At 50.5% G+C, this 17,810-nt stretch carries 17 protein-coding genes and 1 pseudogene; 6 read left to right on the plus strand and 12 right to left on the minus strand.

From position 1 onward, the window contains the following. Window positions 1-177: 177 nt before the first annotated feature. A complete protein-coding gene (locus CHB92_RS12310) occupies window positions 178-1,335 on the minus strand; it encodes a trans-sulfuration enzyme family protein (RefSeq protein ID WP_089319511.1) in 1,158 nt (385 codons plus the stop codon). A 254-nt stretch (window positions 1,336-1,589) separates the two neighbouring features. Here CHB92_RS12310 and CHB92_RS12315 point away from each other — a divergent pair, with 254 nt between their 5' ends. Together CHB92_RS12315 and lysS are read left to right on the plus strand one after the other, a co-directional pair. After that, entirely contained in the window at window positions 1,590-2,618 is a 1,029-nt protein-coding gene (locus tag CHB92_RS12315) for a hypothetical protein (protein WP_089319512.1), read from the plus strand. A gap of 241 nt (window positions 2,619-2,859) precedes the next feature. Further along, entirely contained in the window at window positions 2,860-4,401 is a 1,542-nt protein-coding gene (gene lysS / locus CHB92_RS12320; protein ID WP_089319513.1) for a lysine--tRNA ligase, read from the plus strand. A gap of 77 nt (window positions 4,402-4,478) precedes the next feature. Here the strand turns inward: lysS and CHB92_RS12325 are convergent, their stop codons facing one another. The 3 genes from CHB92_RS12325 to CHB92_RS12335 form a co-directional block, all read right to left on the minus strand. Beyond that, on the minus strand, window positions 4,479-4,994 hold the full coding sequence (locus CHB92_RS12325) for a YtxH domain-containing protein (RefSeq protein WP_089319514.1): 516 nt from the start codon (window positions 4,992-4,994) through the stop codon (window positions 4,479-4,481). 224 nt (window positions 4,995-5,218) lie between these two features. Next, complete coding sequence (locus CHB92_RS12330) at window positions 5,219-5,575, minus strand: YtxH domain-containing protein (protein ID WP_089319515.1); 357 nt, start codon at window positions 5,573-5,575, stop codon at window positions 5,219-5,221. A 187-nt stretch (window positions 5,576-5,762) separates the two neighbouring features. Next, the gene (locus CHB92_RS12335; protein ID WP_245842527.1) at window positions 5,763-6,206 is read right to left on the minus strand and encodes a YtxH domain-containing protein; all 444 of its coding nucleotides are present in this window, start codon (window positions 6,204-6,206) and stop codon (window positions 5,763-5,765) included. A gap of 187 nt (window positions 6,207-6,393) precedes the next feature. Between CHB92_RS12335 and CHB92_RS12340 the strand changes: the two genes are divergently transcribed. Together CHB92_RS12340 and CHB92_RS12345 are read left to right on the plus strand one after the other, a co-directional pair. Continuing rightward, complete coding sequence (locus tag CHB92_RS12340) at window positions 6,394-6,633, plus strand: Kazal-type serine protease inhibitor family protein (RefSeq protein WP_089319516.1); 240 nt, start codon at window positions 6,394-6,396, stop codon at window positions 6,631-6,633. A 33-nt stretch (window positions 6,634-6,666) separates the two neighbouring features. After that, on the plus strand, window positions 6,667-7,038 hold the full coding sequence (locus CHB92_RS12345; RefSeq protein WP_089319517.1) for a cupin domain-containing protein: 372 nt from the start codon (window positions 6,667-6,669) through the stop codon (window positions 7,036-7,038). 152 nt (window positions 7,039-7,190) lie between these two features. Here CHB92_RS12345 and CHB92_RS12350 read toward each other — a convergent pair whose 3' ends face one another. The 8 genes and pseudogenes from CHB92_RS12350 to CHB92_RS12390 all read right to left on the minus strand — a co-directional run bounded on the left by CHB92_RS12350 (window position 7,191) and on the right by CHB92_RS12390 (window position 15,181). Then, window positions 7,191-8,003, minus strand: coding sequence for an enoyl-ACP reductase FabI (locus CHB92_RS12350; protein ID WP_089319518.1), 813 nt, complete (start codon window positions 8,001-8,003; stop codon window positions 7,191-7,193). Window positions 8,004-8,084: 81 nt separating this feature from the next. Beyond that, window positions 8,085-9,764 carry a DNA repair protein RecN gene (gene recN, locus CHB92_RS12355; RefSeq protein WP_089319519.1) on the minus strand — a complete coding sequence of 560 codons (1,680 nt, stop codon included), beginning with the start codon at window positions 9,762-9,764 and terminating at the stop codon, window positions 8,085-8,087. Window positions 9,765-9,901: 137 nt separating this feature from the next. Then, window positions 9,902-10,132, minus strand: a complete 231-nt coding sequence (locus CHB92_RS12360) for a hypothetical protein (protein ID WP_089319520.1) — start codon at window positions 10,130-10,132, stop codon at window positions 9,902-9,904. A 75-nt stretch (window positions 10,133-10,207) separates the two neighbouring features. Beyond that, entirely contained in the window at window positions 10,208-11,113 is a 906-nt protein-coding gene (gene porD, locus CHB92_RS12365; RefSeq protein ID WP_089319521.1) for a type IX secretion system protein PorD, read from the minus strand. Beyond that, window positions 11,110-12,310: pseudogene (coaBC, locus tag CHB92_RS26455) on the minus strand (bifunctional phosphopantothenoylcysteine decarboxylase/phosphopantothenate--cysteine ligase CoaBC). Before coaBC ends, porD begins: the two are co-directional and overlap by 4 nt. Window positions 12,311-12,319: 9 nt before the next feature. Then, a complete protein-coding gene (locus CHB92_RS12380) occupies window positions 12,320-12,649 on the minus strand; it encodes a DNA-directed RNA polymerase subunit omega (protein WP_089319523.1) in 330 nt (109 codons plus the stop codon). 10 nt (window positions 12,650-12,659) lie between these two features. After that, entirely contained in the window at window positions 12,660-13,484 is an 825-nt protein-coding gene (locus CHB92_RS12385; protein ID WP_089319524.1) for an outer membrane protein assembly factor BamD, read from the minus strand. A gap of 77 nt (window positions 13,485-13,561) precedes the next feature. Then, entirely contained in the window at window positions 13,562-15,181 is a 1,620-nt protein-coding gene (locus CHB92_RS12390; RefSeq protein ID WP_089319525.1) for an OstA-like protein, read from the minus strand. Window positions 15,182-15,315: 134 nt separating this feature from the next. Between CHB92_RS12390 and tilS the strand changes: the two genes are divergently transcribed. Both tilS and mdh read left to right on the plus strand, forming a co-directional pair. Continuing rightward, complete coding sequence (gene tilS, locus CHB92_RS12395) at window positions 15,316-16,650, plus strand: tRNA lysidine(34) synthetase TilS (RefSeq protein WP_089319526.1); 1,335 nt, start codon at window positions 15,316-15,318, stop codon at window positions 16,648-16,650. A gap of 156 nt (window positions 16,651-16,806) precedes the next feature. Further along, complete coding sequence (mdh, locus tag CHB92_RS12400) at window positions 16,807-17,745, plus strand: malate dehydrogenase (RefSeq protein WP_089319527.1); 939 nt, start codon at window positions 16,807-16,809, stop codon at window positions 17,743-17,745. Window positions 17,746-17,810: the final 65 nt, after the last annotated feature.

Consider the following 17,810-nt stretch of genomic DNA (forward strand, 5'->3'; position numbering starts at 1 on the left):
GCGCTCCCCGAGGTAGGAGCAAGGCAGATTGCCGGCATGTAAGCACCTGATACATGCCGCAAATTTAGCCATATATAGGATAGGATATGTTACGAACAGATCAAGAAACAAGCTACCTCATTATATTATATACGTAATACAACATATAATTGGTTAAGTACTACCTAGTACGGTACTCTAGATCTTACTAAGCGCTTGCTCCAGGTCCTTGATCAGGTAGTCGGGATCCTCTAAGCCCACATAAAAGCGAACCAAGTTAAAGGGCAATGTGGATATGTGTTCCTCTGAGGCATAGGTAGCTGCCACCGGAAAGATCAGGGACTCATGTCCTCCCCAGGAAGCTGCCATCAAAAAGTGCTGTAGGCTATCGCAGAAGCGCTCTACCTCCTCTAAGCTCTTTGCCTTTAACAGTATGGAGAACTGGCCTGAGTTGTTCGACATCTGCTGCAGGGCAAGATCGTGCTGCGGGTGCGAGGCCAGGAAGGGGAACAGAACCCTCTCTACCTTTGGATGCTGCTCCAAATAAGCGATCACCTGGCGCGCAGAGGCGGCTACCCGCTCCATGCGTACAGGCAGGGTACGCAGTCCCCGGATGAAGAGCCAGGCATCATGCGGGGAGAGCACAGCTCCCAAGGTCATATATTCCCGCATAAAGATCTTATTGATCATCTCGCGTGCCCCACAGACCACCCCTCCCATGACATCTGAATGCCCACCAATGTATTTGGTGCAGGAATGCACCACCAGGTCAATGCCTAACTTAAGTGGGTGCTGGTGCAGGGGACTGGCAAAGCTGTTATCGATGATGGTGGTGCAATTATGTTCTTTGGCTAGTACTGCTACAGCCCCTAAGTCCTGTAGCTCAAAGGTGAAGGAGTTGGGGCTTTCCAGGTACAGGAGTTTGGTGTTGGGCTTGATCGCTTCCCTATAGCTAGCGATATCGGTACCGTCTACCATGCTTACCTCTACTCCAAAGCGGGGCAGGAACTTGCGCATGAGGGAGTCAGCCCAATGATAGGGATGCCGGACAGATACGACATGATCACCAGCGTTTACCTGCGATAGAACCGCGGCTGCAATGGCCGCGATGCCACTGCTAAAGGCTAGCGCGTGCTCTGCCCCCTCCAGGGCCGCCATCTTCTTTTCCAATATTGTTACAGTAGGATTATTGCCACGGGAATAAAGATACTCCTCGGTTTCGCGCTGCATCTTGCGCCTGAACTCCGCCACTGTACGCAGGGCAAAGTTACTTGACTGAATAACGGGCGGCGCCACAGCATTAAAGTAGTGCTCACGCTCCTCCCCTAGTTCGTTGATGATATAAGACAGCTCCATTTTTCAGCGACTTGTTTACGCTCCTCTTTTACTCTTTCAAAAGGATTGCTGTTATGTTTTCCTTTCTTTTAACATGTCCTTTCTCAAGGCACCAGACAACAAAACCTAAACTTTTTAGCACATCATTATTACACTACTAATTATTTTACCATTTAAATCACAACTACTTGTTTATCAAATAATTAAAAACACTAAAACACTGTAAATAAGCGAGCTTTTTGCAACTGATGTAGCCGCTGGATTGTTCTCTATATATGAAAGAGAAAGAAGAAGAAAACGTGTTTTCCATACACCCTGAAGAGCAGCAACAGGACGACAAGGACTGGCAAAAGTCTATTGCAGGACAGGTGTTTCTAAACTACTTCTTTGCCATCAGTTACCATATCCAGCACTTCCCTACAGACGGGATTGAGAACTTGGCTTTCTTTAAGGAAGCTAAGCCCGAGCTGAACGAACAGGAGGTGGAAGAAGTAAAGCGCCTGTTACTGAACAGCTGGAGCACGGAGTACGCCTTGCGCTCCACGGCCCAACTGGGTGATGAGACGTATATGCGCAATGCCCTGCACTGGACCTTTCCGCAGGCTTACTACGCTATTTTTGCGGGACTTCAGGCTTTTCTGCATACCCGCGGAATAAAGACCAACAACGAAGCCTGGATACTGCGCGAGGCAGGACGACTGGTGGTAAAGAATGCTTACCCGCAAGCGATCAGTTTTTACGCCGCCGGACATTATGATGACTTCAACATTCGTCGTTTGCCCTTGGCGCACTATAAACCCGGCTTACAGATTGCCGGCAAAGAACTGGAGGCACAGGCCCAGATCGGGCAGTTCCTGCGCACTACCCGCCGGCAGAAGGCAAAAGCCATCCGCCAGCAGGTACAGGCAAACTCCGCCACAGCTATCCGAAGTGCCCGTAGCGGAGAGGTACTGCAAAAGTTCAGCGCCCAGCACTGGCAACAACTGACCTGGCGGATCGGGTACACCACCATCTTCGACCTGATGTCCCGTTTGCGCATCTCTTCCTCTCACCGGGAGATTGAGCGCTTTGTACAGGCGGAGATCGACTTTAAGCTGTTCCATGAGTCGCTGCTCCAGATCGTGAGTTACCTGAACGGCGTGCATGAGTGCTACGTGGCCCAGGCCATGGGCGTACAGCAGTACGAGTCTTTTGTGAAAGAGCTACCGGAGTACCTGAAAAACTCTTTTGTGGCTGCCCGCTTAAAAGAGAAGGTGAAACCGCTCTTTGGAGAGGAGGACTACCGGCTTGGTACTGCCGCCTAAGGCAGGCTTGCTTCTCTGTTATAACATGCCAGGCTCCTGCGGTATACCCGCCAGGAGCCTTTCTACTTTAAGATGGAGAGCCCTATAAGCATAGTGCTCAGCGCATAACGCCACTAGCGGAGTCAGCAAACAAACACTGAAGCCGTTCAACGTTAAATCGCAATTAACCTTTTAAAAGCTGCTGATTATTTCCGAATTTTGCAGTTTGTTATATAACATACACTTATAGTAAAGATATCGCATGCAACTGAGCGAACAGGAACTACGCAGACGTCATGAGCGCGAAGAGTTGGAGAAAATGGGGATCAACCCTTATCCATCCGAGCTATTTGAAGTTACTGCTACTGCCAAAGAGATAAAGGAAAACTTCGATAAGGAAAAAAATAACTATCAGGAAGTAAGCCTGGCCGGCCGTATGATGAGCCGCCGCGTGATGGGTAAGGCCTCCTTTGCTGAACTGATGGACAGCACAGGCCGCATCCAGATTTATGTGTCGCGCGACGACATCGCCCCTGACGAAGACAAGACCATGTATAACACCGTGTTCAAGAAAATGCTGGACATCGGTGACTTTATCGGTATCAAAGGCTATGCTTTCGTAACGCAGGTAGGCGAGATCTCGGTGCACGTAACAGAGCTGAAACTGCTAACTAAATCGCTGAAGCCGCTGCCTATCGTAAAACGCGAAGTGGATGAGAACGGCGTAGAGCATGTGTACGATGCCTTCAACGATCCGGAGTTACGTTACCGTCAGCGATACGTGGACCTGGTGGTAAACCCGCACGTACGCGAGACCTTCAGAAAGCGTACGCAGTTGGTGAACTCTATGCGCCAGTACCTGACAAACCAAGGCTATCTGGAAGTAGAGACTCCTATCCTGCAGCCTCTGTACGGTGGTGCGGCGGCCCGTCCGTTTAAAACGCACCACAACACGCTGGACATGACGCTGTACCTGCGTATTGCCAATGAATTGTACCTGAAGCGCCTGATCGTAGGTGGCTTTGACGGAGTGTTCGAATTTGCGAAAGACTTCCGTAACGAGGGCATGAGCCGTTTCCACAACCCGGAGTTTACACAGGTAGAGCTTTATGTTGCCTACAAAGACTACAACTGGATGATGGACCTGGTAGAGGAAATGGTGGAGAAAGTAGCCATGGACCTGCACGGCACCACAGAAGTGAAAGTAGGCGATAACGTGATCAACTTCCAGCGACCTTGGAAGCGCTTTACGATGTTCGAGGCCATTGAGCACTTCACCAAGATCGACATCTCTGAGATGGAAGAGCCGGAGCTGCGTCAGACAGCCGAGAAACTTGGTATTAAAATTGATCCGGCACTAGGCAAAGGCAAGATCATTGATGAGATCTTCGGTGAGACCTGTGAGCCTTACCTGATCCAGCCGACCTTCATTACGGACTATCCGGTAGAGATGAGCCCGCTGGCCAAGAAGCACCGCAGCAAGCCAGGCCTGGTAGAGCGTTTTGAGGCAATCTGCAACGGCAAGGAGATCTGTAACGCCTTCTCGGAGCTAAACGACCCGATCGACCAGCGCGCCCGCTTTGAAGAGCAGCTGGAGCTGGGTAAGCGAGGCGATACCGAGGCCATGGTGCTGGATGAGGACTTCCTGCGAGCCCTGGAGTACGGCATGCCGCCAACAGCTGGCCTGGGCATCGGCATCGACCGCCTGAGCATGATCATGACCAACTCACACTCTATACAGGACGTGTTGTTCTTCCCGCAGATGAAGCCGGAGAAGCAGGAAAATAAAGACGAGGAGAAATAAGGTAGTCGTCTTACCTATAAAAAGAGAGCGCCTGCTATACATAGCAGGCGCTTTTGCGTTCATAAGCTTATCCTCTCTTATACCTTGGGAGGGATGCTTGGACCGTTTGTAGCACCGGGTGTTTTTGGGTCGTTGATCATGCTTTTTACCTCACTGTCGCTGTGCTTATTCGGGTCTGTGTACGGGCTTTTATGCACAGTGCCTGGCGCTTCTCCCATAGCAGGCGCAGGAGGAGTTGTGCCGCTCATGCTGCCATCCGACTGATCAGACTGCTCGCCACCAGACTTCTTCGTTAAACTGCTTATTTTCACTTTAGCAGCTGCAAGGCCTTTATTCGCCTGATCCCCGAGCTTAGTGGCTGAGTCGGTCACTCGCTTTCGCATATCCTGTCCTTTTTCGGGTGCCAGAAGCAGACCTGCCAGAATACCAGCGCCAGCGCCAACCAGCAAGCTCATAGTTACTGCTCCTCCTCCACTAGTGCTTTTTTGGTCTTTCGAATACTCTCCGTGTTGCTTTGTTTGGCGGATAGTAGCAATGTTGCTAAAGGTTGACTTGCTTTCTCCCAGCGTTCTGCTTTCCATTCGTGTTTTCATAGTTTCTCTTTTCCTTTTTGAGTAAAATATACCAGTAAGCCACTAAGGGGGCGTTACAAATTAGTTAACGAAAGAGGAAAGTTTAGGTTAACTATCCTCCCTAAAGCACAGAAATGCGCCAATCCGGTGAGGGACAGGCGCATCTGCAGGTACAGAGACAAAGGCAAAGCCCTGCATCAAGGGCTACTTGCCTGGTCTATCATCTATTGTATCTTCTTTCGGTATTAAACGTTGCCGCCAGGGGTAGTACCGCCTGTGTTGTTGCCGCCTGTTGCTCCGCTACTTGCAGTCGTAGAGCCGCCGCCTGTGGTTGCAGCGCCACCGGTTGAGCCTTGTGATGCGCTTGCTCCAGAGCCTTCGCCACCACTGTTGCCTTGACCGCCCTTATTGCTCATTTTTTTAATTTCCTCTAAGCCAGCCTGCAGGTTCTTCTCCAGGTCTTTGCTCATTTTATTGGCCCACTTCTTAACACTACCGCGCGTAGTCTCACCAGTGTCTGGTGCCATTAGCAAACCTGCCACAACACCTGCACTAGCACCAGCCAAAAGGGCTAGCAAAACTTTTCCGCTATTGTCTTTCATAGTCTTTGTCGGTTATAAATTTATTATGTTTTGATTTCTTACAAGTTACTGATTTTAAAGTAACGATCAAGGCGTGCATTAAGTTATCTCTATACAACGGATTTCTATTATAGCAGGGTTAAACGTACAAAAAAAGCTTAGCAAGCAGTCTTAGCTAAGCTTTTAATGCCAGCCTGCTACACGAGACCTACAGCTCGGAGATCAGGCGCACGATCTCGTCCTTTGTCTTACCCAGGCGCCGCTGCAGGCGATCATAGAGTTCATGCTCCTTTCCCTGCTGGTAATCCAGGTCCTCATCCGTTAGGTCGTCATAGTTTCTTCTGAGCTGGCTTTTCACATCCTCCCAGGAGCCATGCAGCACGAGTTCGTCATCACTGCGCTGCCCTCCGCCCAATTTCAGGCTTTCGGTCCAGCGCTTTACTGTTCCGTTCAGCTCGTCTCCGGCTTTGGAGAGGCTCCGCGTCAGGCTATCGCGGGTGGCTCTACCGCTGCTGGGTGCCATGAGTATCCCTGCTACCACTCCGGCACTTATACCGGCCAGTGTGGCCAGCAAGATCTTGCCGTTATCCTTGTTAAAACTGCCTAGTTGTAAGTTAAAGTTATCTGTTTTAAAGCTGTCCATTTTCTTCATAGTTTTACTATTGTCGTATTCAGGTACTTTTTATAAAAACAGCACAGTAATTTGTAGCCTGTTTCTGTCCTTATATATATAGTTTTACGTTTCTAAAATACATACGGCTGTAGATGTGCTAAGTTAGCAAGGCTAGCACCTTATGCAGCCTGGTGTACCATAAAGCCCATTTACACGAACTAAAACCATGAACAAAACTACGTTAGGCATCTTTGTCCTCCTGCTTTTAGGGGCAGGTTCCTGTGCACGAAAAGACGCAAACAAGACTACCTGCATCGACTTTGCTAAAATAAATGTAGAGGCAGTATGTAGCATGCAGTATGAACCCGTGTGCGGTTGTAACGGGGAAACCTATAGCAACGCCTGCATGGCCGAGAAGGCAGGAGTTACCTCCTATACCTTGGGCTCCTGTAGCGAAGCCCAGTAAGCATGTGATGTAAACCAGTTAACAGGCAATAAAATGAGCGAGAAGAAATACGTTAAACAGACCAAGCCTTTCCGGGTGCCCACTACCGACGGCAAGCTGATCGAGGAGCACTTCGGGCATGCTTCCACGCAAACGGGTGCCTTTAGCGTGGCGCACATGATTGCCCCGCCGCAATGGAGCGAACCGCACCAGAACCCGGAGTTCGATGAAATCACGATCGTAACCCGTGGCCGCAAACTCATAGAGATAGATGGGGAAGAAGTGGAAGTAGGCACCGGCGAGACAATCCTGATCAAGGCAGGTGCGCGTATCCGCTACTCTAATCCTTATGACGAAGAAACTGAATATTGGTCTGTGTGTATCCCAGCCTTTGATATTAACACCGCGCACCGGGAGGAGGATTAGAATTTGGAGATTTGAGGATTTAGAGATGTGGAAATTACCCTCAATAAACAGAAAGGCCTTTGCTGAACTTAACAGCAAAGGCCTTTCTGTTTATGCTCTAAGAAGATGCGAGAGTTTACTTTCAAATCTTCTCACCCCAAATTTTCAAATTCTTACTTGCTTATCATGTCCACAATATCCTCGGAGATACCCATGCTGCTGAAGCCGCCATCGTGCATCAGGTTCTGCATCGTCACCATCTTCGTCAGGTCAGAGAACAGGGAAATGGTATAGTCAGCACAGGCCTCGGCAGAAGCGTTGCCTAAAGGCGACATTTTATCTGCATAGTCATAGAAGGCATCGAAGCCGCCTACGCCTGTACCGGCTGTTGTTTTAGTTGGAGACTGGGAGATGGTGTTTACGCGCACCTTCTTCAGCTTTCCTAAGCGATAGCCATAGTTACGGGCAATAGACTCCAGCACCGCTTTTGCCTGCGACATGTCCGTATAGTCCGGGAACACACGCTGCGCGGCGATATAAGACAGGGCCACGACAGAACCCCACTCATTCAGGGCATCCTGTTTCTCGGCCACGTGCATTACTTTATGGAAAGACAAGGCAGAGATGTCCAAAGTCTTCAGGAACCATTCGTAGTTCAAATCACCGTAAGACTTGCCTTTGCGGATATTCGGGCTCATACCAATAGAGTGCAGCACGAAGTCTATTTTGCCGCCCAGGATTTCCTGTGACTTGGTGAACAGGTTCTCCAGGTCCTCCACAGAGGTAGCATCAGCAGGGATAATTTCTGCATTACACTCTTCTGCCAGCCTTTTGATCTCTCCCATACGCATGGCAAGCGGCGCATTGGTCAGTACGAACTCAGCACCTTCTTCGTGGGCACGTTTTGCCACTTTCCAGGCGATGGATTTCTCATCGAGCGCTCCGAAAATGATACCTTTCTTTCCTTTTAGCAAATTGTAAGACATGTCTTTATTTGTTATTTGTTTGTTGCAATACCAGGTCTTTTCCGGTAGCCCGGAAAATGGCAGCAATATAGCAATTACAATTTACAGTGAAAGCAACTCCTTGGCACTTTCATAGGCACTCGCACTCGGGTTTGCCCCTGCAATCATATGGGCAATCTCATTCACGCGCTCCTGTTCGCTTAACTTGCGCACGCGGCTGATGGTACGTTCCGGCGTATCCTCCTTATACACAAAGTAATGCGTATCGCCCTGCGCAGCCATTTGCGGCAGGTGTGAGATCACGATGATCTGGTGCTTCTGGGCCATCTGCTGCATCATCTTACCCACTTTCACGGCCACCTCACCGGATATACCTGTGTCAATCTCGTCGAACACGATAGTTGGCAAAGCGGTCTTATCCGCCAACATGTACTTCACGCAGAGCATCAGGCGCGAGAATTCCCCCCCTGAGGCTGCTTTGATCAGGGTTTGCGGCTGTGCTCCCTTATTGGCACTGAATAGAATGTTAATCTCGTCTGTACCCGTGGCAGATGGTGCGGTTTCGTTGTGCTGAATCACAATGCGCGCATTCGGCATTCCCAACTCCGCTAACAAGGTATAAAGCTCAGACTCGAATTTACCAAAGGAGCTCCTCCTTCGTTCCGACAATACTGTCGCTTTCTCCAGCACCTCTTTTTCCGCTGCTTTCATCGCTTTCTCGGTGTTGGCGATCGCTGTATCCAGGTTCAATACACTACCAACCTTTCCTTCCAGCTCTTCCTGCAGTGTCAGCAATTCCTCCACCGATTGTACCTGGTGTTTGCGCTGCAGGGTATAGATCATGTTCAGGCGCTCCTGTACTTCCAGCGTGCGCTGCGGGTCTGCCTCTGTTTTACGTTCTGCATCTTCCAGTTCGCCGGCAATATCCCCCAGTTCAATCATACAGCTCTCCGTGCGGTTGCGCAGGTCCTCGTACTTACTGGAGAAAGAGGCCAGCTGCCCGATCAGATGTGCCGTATCTTTCAGGGCGGAAATAATGTTGAACTCCGATTCTGTGAGGGACTGTACCGCCTGCGTGAGCTTTAGCTTGATATCCTCGGCATTCTCCAGTTGCTTTAGCTCCTCTTCCTGCTCTTCCTGCTCGCCTGCCTGCAGGTTCGCTTCTTCCAGCTCGTTTAGCAAAAAGGTATTGTAGTCCAGTTCTTTCTGGGCCTGAGCTAACTGGTCCGTCAGCTTCCTATAATCGCTCTCCAGCTTTTTATACTTCCGGTACGTGTCGTGATAAGCTTTCAGGTACGACAGGTTTCCGGCATAGATGTCCAGCGAGGTATTACCGGCGTACACGTCCAGGATGTTCAGCTGATAACTCGTGTCCCCCAACTGCAGCGTGTCGTGCTGCGAGTGAATATCCATCAGGTTCTCGCCCACCTTTCGGATCACATCCAGGGTAACGGGCGTATCATTTACGAAGGCGCGCGACTTCCCACTCGGGCTAATTTCCCGGCGCAGAATGCACTGCTTGTCATAGTCCAGGTCCTCCGAAGCGAAAAGCTCCTTCAGGTTGTAAGAGGAAATATCAAAAACCCCCTCGATCACGCACTTCTGCTCCTGGTCAAACAAGAGCTTAGAGTCAGCGCGGTTGCCTAACAGCAAACCAATAGCCCCCAGCATAATGGACTTACCGGCCCCTGTCTCACCCGTGATGATATTGAGTACCGGAGACGGATTCATCTCCAGCTTCTCGATCAGGGCATAATTCTTTATTTTAAGATCTATCAGCATATATACAATACAAGGCGAAAGCCATAAGGAAAAGACTTTTGCCTATGCTAAAGTTCGTTAATTGAGCTCTATTTTGAAGTATGAAATTTACAGAAAATGTAGCGGCAAAGTTTAGCTAAACGCCTTCCCTTCCCACTTTAATAAGCCGCCTCTATGTCGTAGATCACCTCCTCTACCTCTTCCATGGGCATGGTATGGCGATGGAAGCGCTGGTCCTGCAACTGTAGGCCAGCCGGGTCTACTGCTCTAAGCACACCGGTTAGCACCACTCTGTTGCGTAAGACCACCTGCACGGTTGGCCGCTGCAACAGCTCGAGGTTATGCTGTAAAAGGTCTTTTCTGAAAATGCGGATCTGGCGCTTTCCCATGCGGCTAAGAGTATACACACAACAGCGATTTATGCCACCGTGAAGTTACACTCTTTCTCTGAGATTCTAAAAATTTTAGCGTTTTAGCAAAACCTCATATTTGCTGTTGTTGGTAGGGTCCGTCTGCGACAGAATGGAGTAGGCCTGCTGCTTTTGAGCCGGAGCAGCTGTTTTGAACATGTTCACCAGTTCAACGGACTTAGCGTCGAAGAAAGACAGGATAATGGCTGCGCTTGGCTTTTGTTGCTGTAGCGCCTGAATGCTCTGCAACACGCCCAGCACTGTCTCCCGTGCTTTTTCCGGGTTTTCTGCCATTACATCCAGGCCTTGGCGGTGCATGTTATATATAGCCTCCCGGTAAGGCAGGAACTGGGGGTCCTGCAGGTTGTCAATCATCCAGTAGCGGTTGCGGTTGCCATCAAAGGCTTTCCAGCCCGGGTAGCCGGCCCCTTGCGAAGCAGCCAGATTTAACACGGCTCTTGCCTTGTCAAAAGCCGGAGCACCTCCTAAGCGGCCATAGCTGTCATTGTCCATGCCAATGATCATATAGGCGTAAAAGGCCAGCATGGAGGACAAATTGGAGGAGTAGTTGTTATCGGAATAATCGAGTTGCTGGGCACTGTTAAACTGAAAGGTCCAGTCCTTGTCTATGAAAGAGAAAAGCGTGGAAGAGTAGCCCGTGCCATAAGCGGGCCGTACCGATACGACCTGCACATTGGCTTTAAACGTACCAATCTCGGGCATCTCCGTCAGGTTAATGAGCAGGCGGCACTGCACGCGCTCCTCAGGCCGGTAGGCTTGGTCTGTCCAGCGGCGGTTGTTCATAAACTCCGAAATGCGGTTCTGCATGTCTGCAAACAACTGCCGGTCTGTGTACTGTACCTGTTGGCTGTTTACTACTACCTCACACTGCAACTCCTGCGCCTGCGCGGCCCAGGCTACAGCAAACAACATTAGCCAAACAAGTACTCTCTTTTTCATTGTATTCGTTCCCAGATTAGGTTGACGATGTCCTGCGCCACCTCCGTCTTTGGCTTTAGCTCAAAGGCTGTGGTGGCGTCCTGCTCAATAACCGTAATTTTATTCGTGTCGTGCCTGAAACCTGCCCCCGGGTCATTCAGGGAGTTCAGCACGATCATGTCTAAGTTTTTCTTGCGGAGCTTTTCCCGGGCATTGGCGCTCTCGTCATGCGTCTCCAGGGCAAAGCCCACCGAAAACTGCCCTGCCTTCTTTTGTTTGCCCAAGGCCGCTGCAATGTCAACGTTTTTTACCAGCTCTATCGTCAGCTCGTCGCCTGCTTTTTTTATCTTTTTTTCGGCCACCACTTTAGGCTTATAATCAGCCACAGCAGCGGCAAACACCAGAATATCCGCAGCATCCGCCTTTTGTGACACAGCGGCATACATTTCATCTGCCGACGTAACAGGCGTTACGATAATGTTGGCATGCTGTGCACTCAGGTTAGTCGGCCCGGACACCAGCTGCACAGTGGCCCCATGCGCGGCAAAACACTCTGCCAATGCGTAACCCATTTTACCGGTAGAGTGGTTCCCGATAAAGCGCACCGGGTCGATTGGTTCGTGTGTAGGCCCTGCCGTCAGCAGTACTGTTTTGCCTTTAAACGATTTTTCTGTCACCTTCAAAGAAATTCTGAAGCACCTGTACGATCTCCTCTGGCTCTGCCATACGCCCCTGCCCTACCAGGCCACTTGCCAGCTCACCGTAGCCAGCTTCAATAATGCGGTTCCCGAATCCCTGCAGCCTCCTGAAGTTATGCTGAACGGCCGGGTGCTGGTACATGTCCAGGTCCATGGCCGGGGCAACAAAAACCGGGCAGCGTGCCGAAAGGTAGGTAGCGCTGAGCAGGTTATCGCAGAGGCCGTTAGCAAATTTGGCAACTGTGTTAGCGGTGGCGGGCGCCACGACCAAGGCATCGGCCCACAGACCCAGGTCCACGTGGTTGTTCCAGGTACCTGTCTCGTCTTTTACAAACTGGCTAAGTACCGGCCGTTTAGAGAGGGTGGCGAGTGTAAGAGGGGTTATAAACTCAGAAGCAGAAGTAGTCAGGATAACCTGCACTTCTGCTTCTGCTTTTATGAGTAGGCGAACAAGTATAGCAGCTTTATAGGCCGCTATACTCCCGCATACTCCCAATACTATTTTTTTACCTTTCAACATCCCTGTTTACTACAGGTTGATGTCCTCCTGTGTTTCTTCGTCTGGTTTTCTAACGTACACCTTTCCTTCCAGGAACTCCTCAATGGCCAGGTTGGTCGGCTTAGGCAGACGCTCGTAGTACTTGGATATCTCGATCTGCTCGCGGTTCTCGAACACTTCCTCCAAGTTATCTACAGTAGTGGCAAACTCAGCCAGCTTCGAGTTCAGCTCCTCTTTCAGCTTAACGGAGATCTGGTTTGCTCTTTTAGAAATAACAGCCACAGACATGTACATGTTGCCGGTTTGCTCTGCAAAGTCGGCCATGTTGCGGGTAACGATAGATGATGGAACTGCTGCCATATGTTTATAATTATGAATTCGCTTGTTTAGATTTTCTTATTTTCTCCAGCGCATCCTGTGCCTGGTCGTATATCTGCTCTGCCTGACGTCGGTAACGGCTGTCGGGATACTGATCTACAAAACTTTGGAAATAGTCAATCGCCTCGAAAAAGCGCTCTTCCTGCTTGCTTAGTACGCTCTCCTGTGCAAAACGGTATTGGGCGTCTAGCCTCAGGAAAGCAGCTTCCTCAGCGTAAGGCGAAGAGGCGTGCTCCTGCAAAAAGTTATTCAGGGCCACCGCAGCCGAGCGCCATTTGAATAGCTTGTAGTACAGGCGTGCTTGGTTAAAGTCCTTCTTATCCAGCTTCACGTACAGCCCCTCGATCAGCCTGTTCACTTCATCAGCACGCTCGCTATTCGGGTAGCGCACCAGGAACTCCTCCAAAGCCTCTATGGCCGTGATCGTCGGTGTCTGGTCCTCCTCAAAGCTTGGCGACTGCTCATAAAGCGACAGTGCCTGCAGGAACATGGCCTCCTCCGCTAAAGGGCTACGTGGGTACGTGGTATAGAACGTTCGGAAATACGCATTAGACAAGATGTAGTTGTCCTGCATGTAGTGCGACTTGGCCTGATAAAACTGAGCCTTTTCCGCATCCTCGGTACCTGTCAGTAGCGGAGTCACCTGGTCCAGCAACAGAGAGGCCCGGTAGTAATCCTCGTCCTCGTAATACTCTAGCGCGGCCTTGTACTTCTCGGCAACGTTGTTACTCTTCAGCAGTTTCTGAAAGTTGCTACAGCCACTGACCAGCAGTAACAAGCAAAATAATGCAAGGGTATGTAGAAAGCCTCTATTCATGAACAGGCAAAATTATGGAATATCTGATTGATTTACAAAACACAAACTGTAAAGTGCCAGGCTTGCTACGCCCCAGCCTACTTTTTCTTTTTCGCGGGCTTTGCCTTTTTGCCCGTTGCCTGTGCCGCCACAGGCTTTGGCTTAGGAGCCACTGCTGGCTTTGCCGGGGACTTTTTGGAAAGAACCTGTTGTTTTGTAGGCCTTTGCTCAGCCTTCCACACAAAGCCCTCCAGTGTTCGCATCTCTTCTTTCAGTTCGTGCGGCGGAATGAAGTTGGCGTCCGGTTGCACTAAGAACGAGATCGTCTTTAGTTTATTCTCTGCAAATTTCAGGATCATGTCGCTGCTGATGGACTTGTTCATGCCTGTGAGCAGGGTATCGCCTTCCAAGGCATAGTACAGGCTCTCGCCATTGCCGTTCACATTCACCCGGCTGATATCCCCTTCCTTGAAGTAGGCTGTCATGTCACGCCCCTTCACCTGGTTGTAGTTCCGGAGAGTGTCTTCTGACGAGATAAAGGCGTTGCTGTACATGTACATCCGGTCAATGGTCTTGTTGCGCATCTGGATGTGAATTGTGTCTGCTACTAACTGGCTTTTATCGCTCCATAGCACCGGCTTCACGTTCAGGTGCATGACAGAGTCTGTGCGGTTGTAGCTCAGGGAATCGGCGACACCCTGCAGGTCTGACTTGTAGATCTTAACTCCGTGCCAAGCATAGATCATGCTGGGCTTGCCCGGTGCCTTCGCCTCGCGCGACATCAGCGTATCGGCCGCCATGTACAGAGTATCGCCTTCCATGACGGTTTCCATCACAGGGTTTCCGTATACTTTGGCCACCCCTTTTTCGCGCCAGTAGCGCCCGGTTTGGCCGTATATCGTCACGTCATCCTTTAGGGAGCGCAGCGACACATTCTTCTCGGCAAAACCGTAGCCCGTGTTCTGATCATAGTACAGCTTATCGCCCCCCAGCCGGTACTCTGGTGTCAGGATATAGGCATTGCGCCCAAAGCGGGAAATCTTCTCCAGCGTGTTGTACGTACCTTCCTCAGCGTAAAGGTCGCCCTGCTGCCCTTTGATAAAGGTTGGCCCCTGAAAGTACACGACCTTGGTCAGGGTGTTGTACTTCATGTTCTCGGCCGTAATGTTATAATCCTTGGTAAACACTTTCACGTTCTGCTGAAAGTCGAACACCTTGGTATCCGTATTATAAGAGCCACGACGGCTTTCGAGGCGGTTCTCCGGGTCTACAATCGTGCCTCCCTCCGTATAAGTAGCCGTATGGGTATTCAGGTCGTAGTTAAGGCTGGGGGTGGTCAGCGTCATACTCGGGTCCCGCATCAGCACATTACCGCTGATCTGGGCCGAGCGCTTATCGCCATCATAGGTGGCGCGGTTACCCGTGATTGTTACCGTATCAGCCTGGTTGATGCGGACATTGCCAAAGGCCTCCAGCACATTCTTTTCCTTGTACTGGTACACCGAGTCGGCATACAATATGGCGTCATTCTGCTTGAACACCACGTTACCGATCAGCTTATCGATGCGCTGTCCGTTGAAGACGCCGCCGATCAGCTCATTGGCACCCTGCAACTGTACTTTCTCCCCCTTCCCCTCCTTAGCGGGCTTCTGCTGGGCTAAAACGGCAACAGAGAGCAGGGTGAAGACAAGAGAAAAGAGTAGTTTTGTAACCTTCATTTAGTATCAGACAAAAGACAAAAGACGACGGGACAAAAGACAGCAGAAAGACAAGCCTTTCTTCCTTTACCCAAAAGGTCTTTCATCAGGAAATTAACATTCAAAATTAGAAAAAAATTACCAGCCGCTGCCCTATGCTACAGAAAGTTTCAGGCTTTATCCAATCTCATAACCTTTGCCAACCGGACAGTAAAATACTGGCCGCTGTTAGCGGTGGTATCGACTCCATGGTGCTCTGCGAGGTCCTGCATCAACTCAAATACACCTTCGCCATTGCCCACTGCAACTTCGGGCTGCGTGCCGAGGAAGCCGAGGCTGACCAGGTATTCGTCAAAAAGCTGGCCAAAAAGTATAACGTCCCTTTTTTTAGCGAAAACTTTAACACCAGTGCTTTTGCCGAACAGGAAAAGGTATCTACCCAAATGGCGGCCCGCACCCTGCGCTACCAATGGTTTGAGCAGGTGCGCCAGCAGGAAGGCTACGACTACGTTGCCACTGCCCACCACAGCAACGACACTACCGAAACAATATTGCTGCACCTGACCAAAGGTACCGGTATTGCCGGGCTGCACGGCATCCCCCCTAAAAACGGCCATATCATCCGACCACTGCTTTCCGTTACAAAAGACGAGATATATGACTTGGTGACCTCCCAACAGCTTGTCTGGCGCGAAGACAGCTCAAACGAAACCACCAAGTACCAGCGCAACAAGATCAGGCATGAGGTAATTCCGGTACTCAAGGAAATCAACCCTAGCCTGGAAGAGACAATGCAGCAGACAGCCGAAAGGGTAAGCCACGCTGAAGCCATTGTAAAGTCCTATATTGAGCAACTGCGCGGGCAAAGCCTAAAAGAGGGCGACAACGTAGCGTTCCTGCTGCTTACCCCGCTGCAAAATGCCACCGGGCTGCCCGTTGTGCTGCACGAGCTGCTGCGCCCCTACAACTTCAGCTACAGCGTGGTGCTGGAACTGGTACAGGCGCTAGATGGCCAGCCGGGTAAGCAGTTCCACTCCCCTACCCACACGCTTGTAAAAGACCGCGACCAACTGGTTATCACCCCAAAGGACTTGAGCAGCTTCGGCAGCATACTCTTACAGCAAGGAGACACAACCGTGGAAGCAGGAAATTATCTGTTTACACTTCGGTACGTTGACGCTGACCAGTACAAGCTCCGGACCAAACCGCATATAGCTGCGCTGGATGCCGGTCAGTTAAACTTCCCGCTAAAGCTGCGGACCTGGCAGGAGGGCGATTGGTTTGTGCCACTGGGTATGAACGGCAAAAAGAAGATCAGCGATTTTTTAATAGACAAGAAGGTTCCGGCTAACCTTAAGGGGCAAACACTGGTACTAGTGTCTGACCAGTCGATTGCCTGGGTCGTGGGCCAGCGCCTCGATAACCGCTTTAAGGTAACAGACAAAACACAGCAGGTGGTGGAAATAACCGTTCAGCGCAAACCCGAGTAACAACAAGTCTTCAGGCAAAGGAAGTCCCGAATCAAACATGGCTACCGTCCTTTACCTCGTTCTGAAAGAATATATATCTGGAATAGCTTATATTTAGTTTAATTCCTAGATTTATAGTAGACAACTGATTCTCAAACCATAAAAACATATCCGATAATGAAAGTAACTGTAGTAGGAGCAGGTAATGTTGGTGCCACGTGCGCTGATGTACTGGCTTATCGCGAAATTGCGAACGAAGTAGTTCTAGTGGATATTAAAGAAGGTTTTGCTGAGGGCAAAGCGCTTGATATCTGGCAGAAAGCCCCTATCAACTTATACGACACCCGCACTGTGGGGGTAACAAACGACTACAGCCGCACAGCCGGCTCTGATGTAGTGGTGATTACCTCTGGCTTACCCCGGAAGCCCGGCATGAGCCGCGACGATTTGATCTCTACCAATGCAGGCATTGTGCAGTCTGTAACGGAGAATGTGGTAAAACACTCGCCTGATGCCATCATCATTGTAGTGTCGAACCCACTGGACGTGATGACTTATGCGGCACACATGACCTCTAAGCTGCCCCGTACCCGTGTCATGGGCATGGCCGGTATCCTGGATACAGCCCGTTACCGTGCTTTCCTGGCTGAGGCACTGAACGTGTCCCCGAAAGACATCCAGGCGGTGCTAATGGGAGGCCATGGCGACACGATGGTGCCGTTACCACGCTACACGACAGTAGGCGGTATCCCGGTAACAGAGCTGATTGAAGAAGAAAAGCTGAATGCGATCATTGAACGCACCAAGACAGGCGGTGGCGAGTTGGTAAAACTGATGGGTACCTCCGCCTGGTATGCGCCGGGCGCAGCAGCGGCCCAAATGGTGGAGGCCATTGTGCGAGATCAGCGCCGCGTGTTCCCGGTTTGCGTGAAACTGGAAGGCGAGTATGGCATTGATGGCGTATACTTGGGCGTACCGGTTATCCTGGGTAAGAATGGCATCGAGAAAATAATTGAGCTACAGCTAAACGAAGAAGAGAAGCAATTACTAGAGAATTCCCGCGGCCATGTGAAAGAAGTCATGGACGCATTGGACAAGATCAATGCCAGCGCATAGATACTAAGTGCTTTTACCTAAAACAGCAGCGGCGCTCTTCCCGGAGCGCCGCTGCTGTTTTAGGT

The sequence above is a fragment of the Pontibacter ummariensis genome, from assembly GCF_900188175.1.
Taxonomy (GTDB): domain Bacteria; phylum Bacteroidota; class Bacteroidia; order Cytophagales; family Hymenobacteraceae; genus Pontibacter; species Pontibacter ummariensis.

Excerpts from the sequence above, each read along its gene's own strand:
- CHB92_RS12310 (WP_089319511.1), bottom strand. The coding sequence starts at position 1,335 with ATGGAGCTGTCTTATATCATCAACGAACTAGGGGAGGAGCGTGAGCAC.
- CHB92_RS12315 (WP_089319512.1), top strand. The coding sequence starts at position 1,590 with ATGAAAGAGAAAGAAGAAGAAAACGTGTTTTCCATACACCCTGAAGAG.
- lysS (WP_089319513.1), top strand. The coding sequence starts at position 2,860 with ATGCAACTGAGCGAACAGGAACTACGCAGACGTCATGAGCGCGAAGAG.
- CHB92_RS12325 (WP_089319514.1), bottom strand. The coding sequence starts at position 4,994 with ATGAAAACACGAATGGAAAGCAGAACGCTGGGAGAAAGCAAGTCAACC.
- CHB92_RS12330 (WP_089319515.1), bottom strand. The coding sequence starts at position 5,575 with ATGAAAGACAATAGCGGAAAAGTTTTGCTAGCCCTTTTGGCTGGTGCT.
- CHB92_RS12335 (WP_245842527.1), bottom strand. The coding sequence starts at position 6,206 with ATGAAGAAAATGGACAGCTTTAAAACAGATAACTTTAACTTACAACTA.
- CHB92_RS12340 (WP_089319516.1), top strand. The coding sequence starts at position 6,394 with ATGAACAAAACTACGTTAGGCATCTTTGTCCTCCTGCTTTTAGGGGCA.
- CHB92_RS12345 (WP_089319517.1), top strand. The coding sequence starts at position 6,667 with ATGAGCGAGAAGAAATACGTTAAACAGACCAAGCCTTTCCGGGTGCCC.
- CHB92_RS12350 (WP_089319518.1), bottom strand. The coding sequence starts at position 8,003 with ATGTCTTACAATTTGCTAAAAGGAAAGAAAGGTATCATTTTCGGAGCG.
- recN (WP_089319519.1), bottom strand. The coding sequence starts at position 9,764 with ATGCTGATAGATCTTAAAATAAAGAATTATGCCCTGATCGAGAAGCTG.
- CHB92_RS12360 (WP_089319520.1), bottom strand. The coding sequence starts at position 10,132 with ATGGGAAAGCGCCAGATCCGCATTTTCAGAAAAGACCTTTTACAGCAT.
- porD (WP_089319521.1), bottom strand. The coding sequence starts at position 11,113 with ATGAAAAAGAGAGTACTTGTTTGGCTAATGTTGTTTGCTGTAGCCTGG.
- CHB92_RS12380 (WP_089319523.1), bottom strand. The coding sequence starts at position 12,649 with ATGGCAGCAGTTCCATCATCTATCGTTACCCGCAACATGGCCGACTTT.
- CHB92_RS12385 (WP_089319524.1), bottom strand. The coding sequence starts at position 13,484 with ATGAATAGAGGCTTTCTACATACCCTTGCATTATTTTGCTTGTTACTG.
- CHB92_RS12390 (WP_089319525.1), bottom strand. The coding sequence starts at position 15,181 with ATGAAGGTTACAAAACTACTCTTTTCTCTTGTCTTCACCCTGCTCTCT.
- tilS (WP_089319526.1), top strand. The coding sequence starts at position 15,316 with ATGCTACAGAAAGTTTCAGGCTTTATCCAATCTCATAACCTTTGCCAA.
- mdh (WP_089319527.1), top strand. The coding sequence starts at position 16,807 with ATGAAAGTAACTGTAGTAGGAGCAGGTAATGTTGGTGCCACGTGCGCT.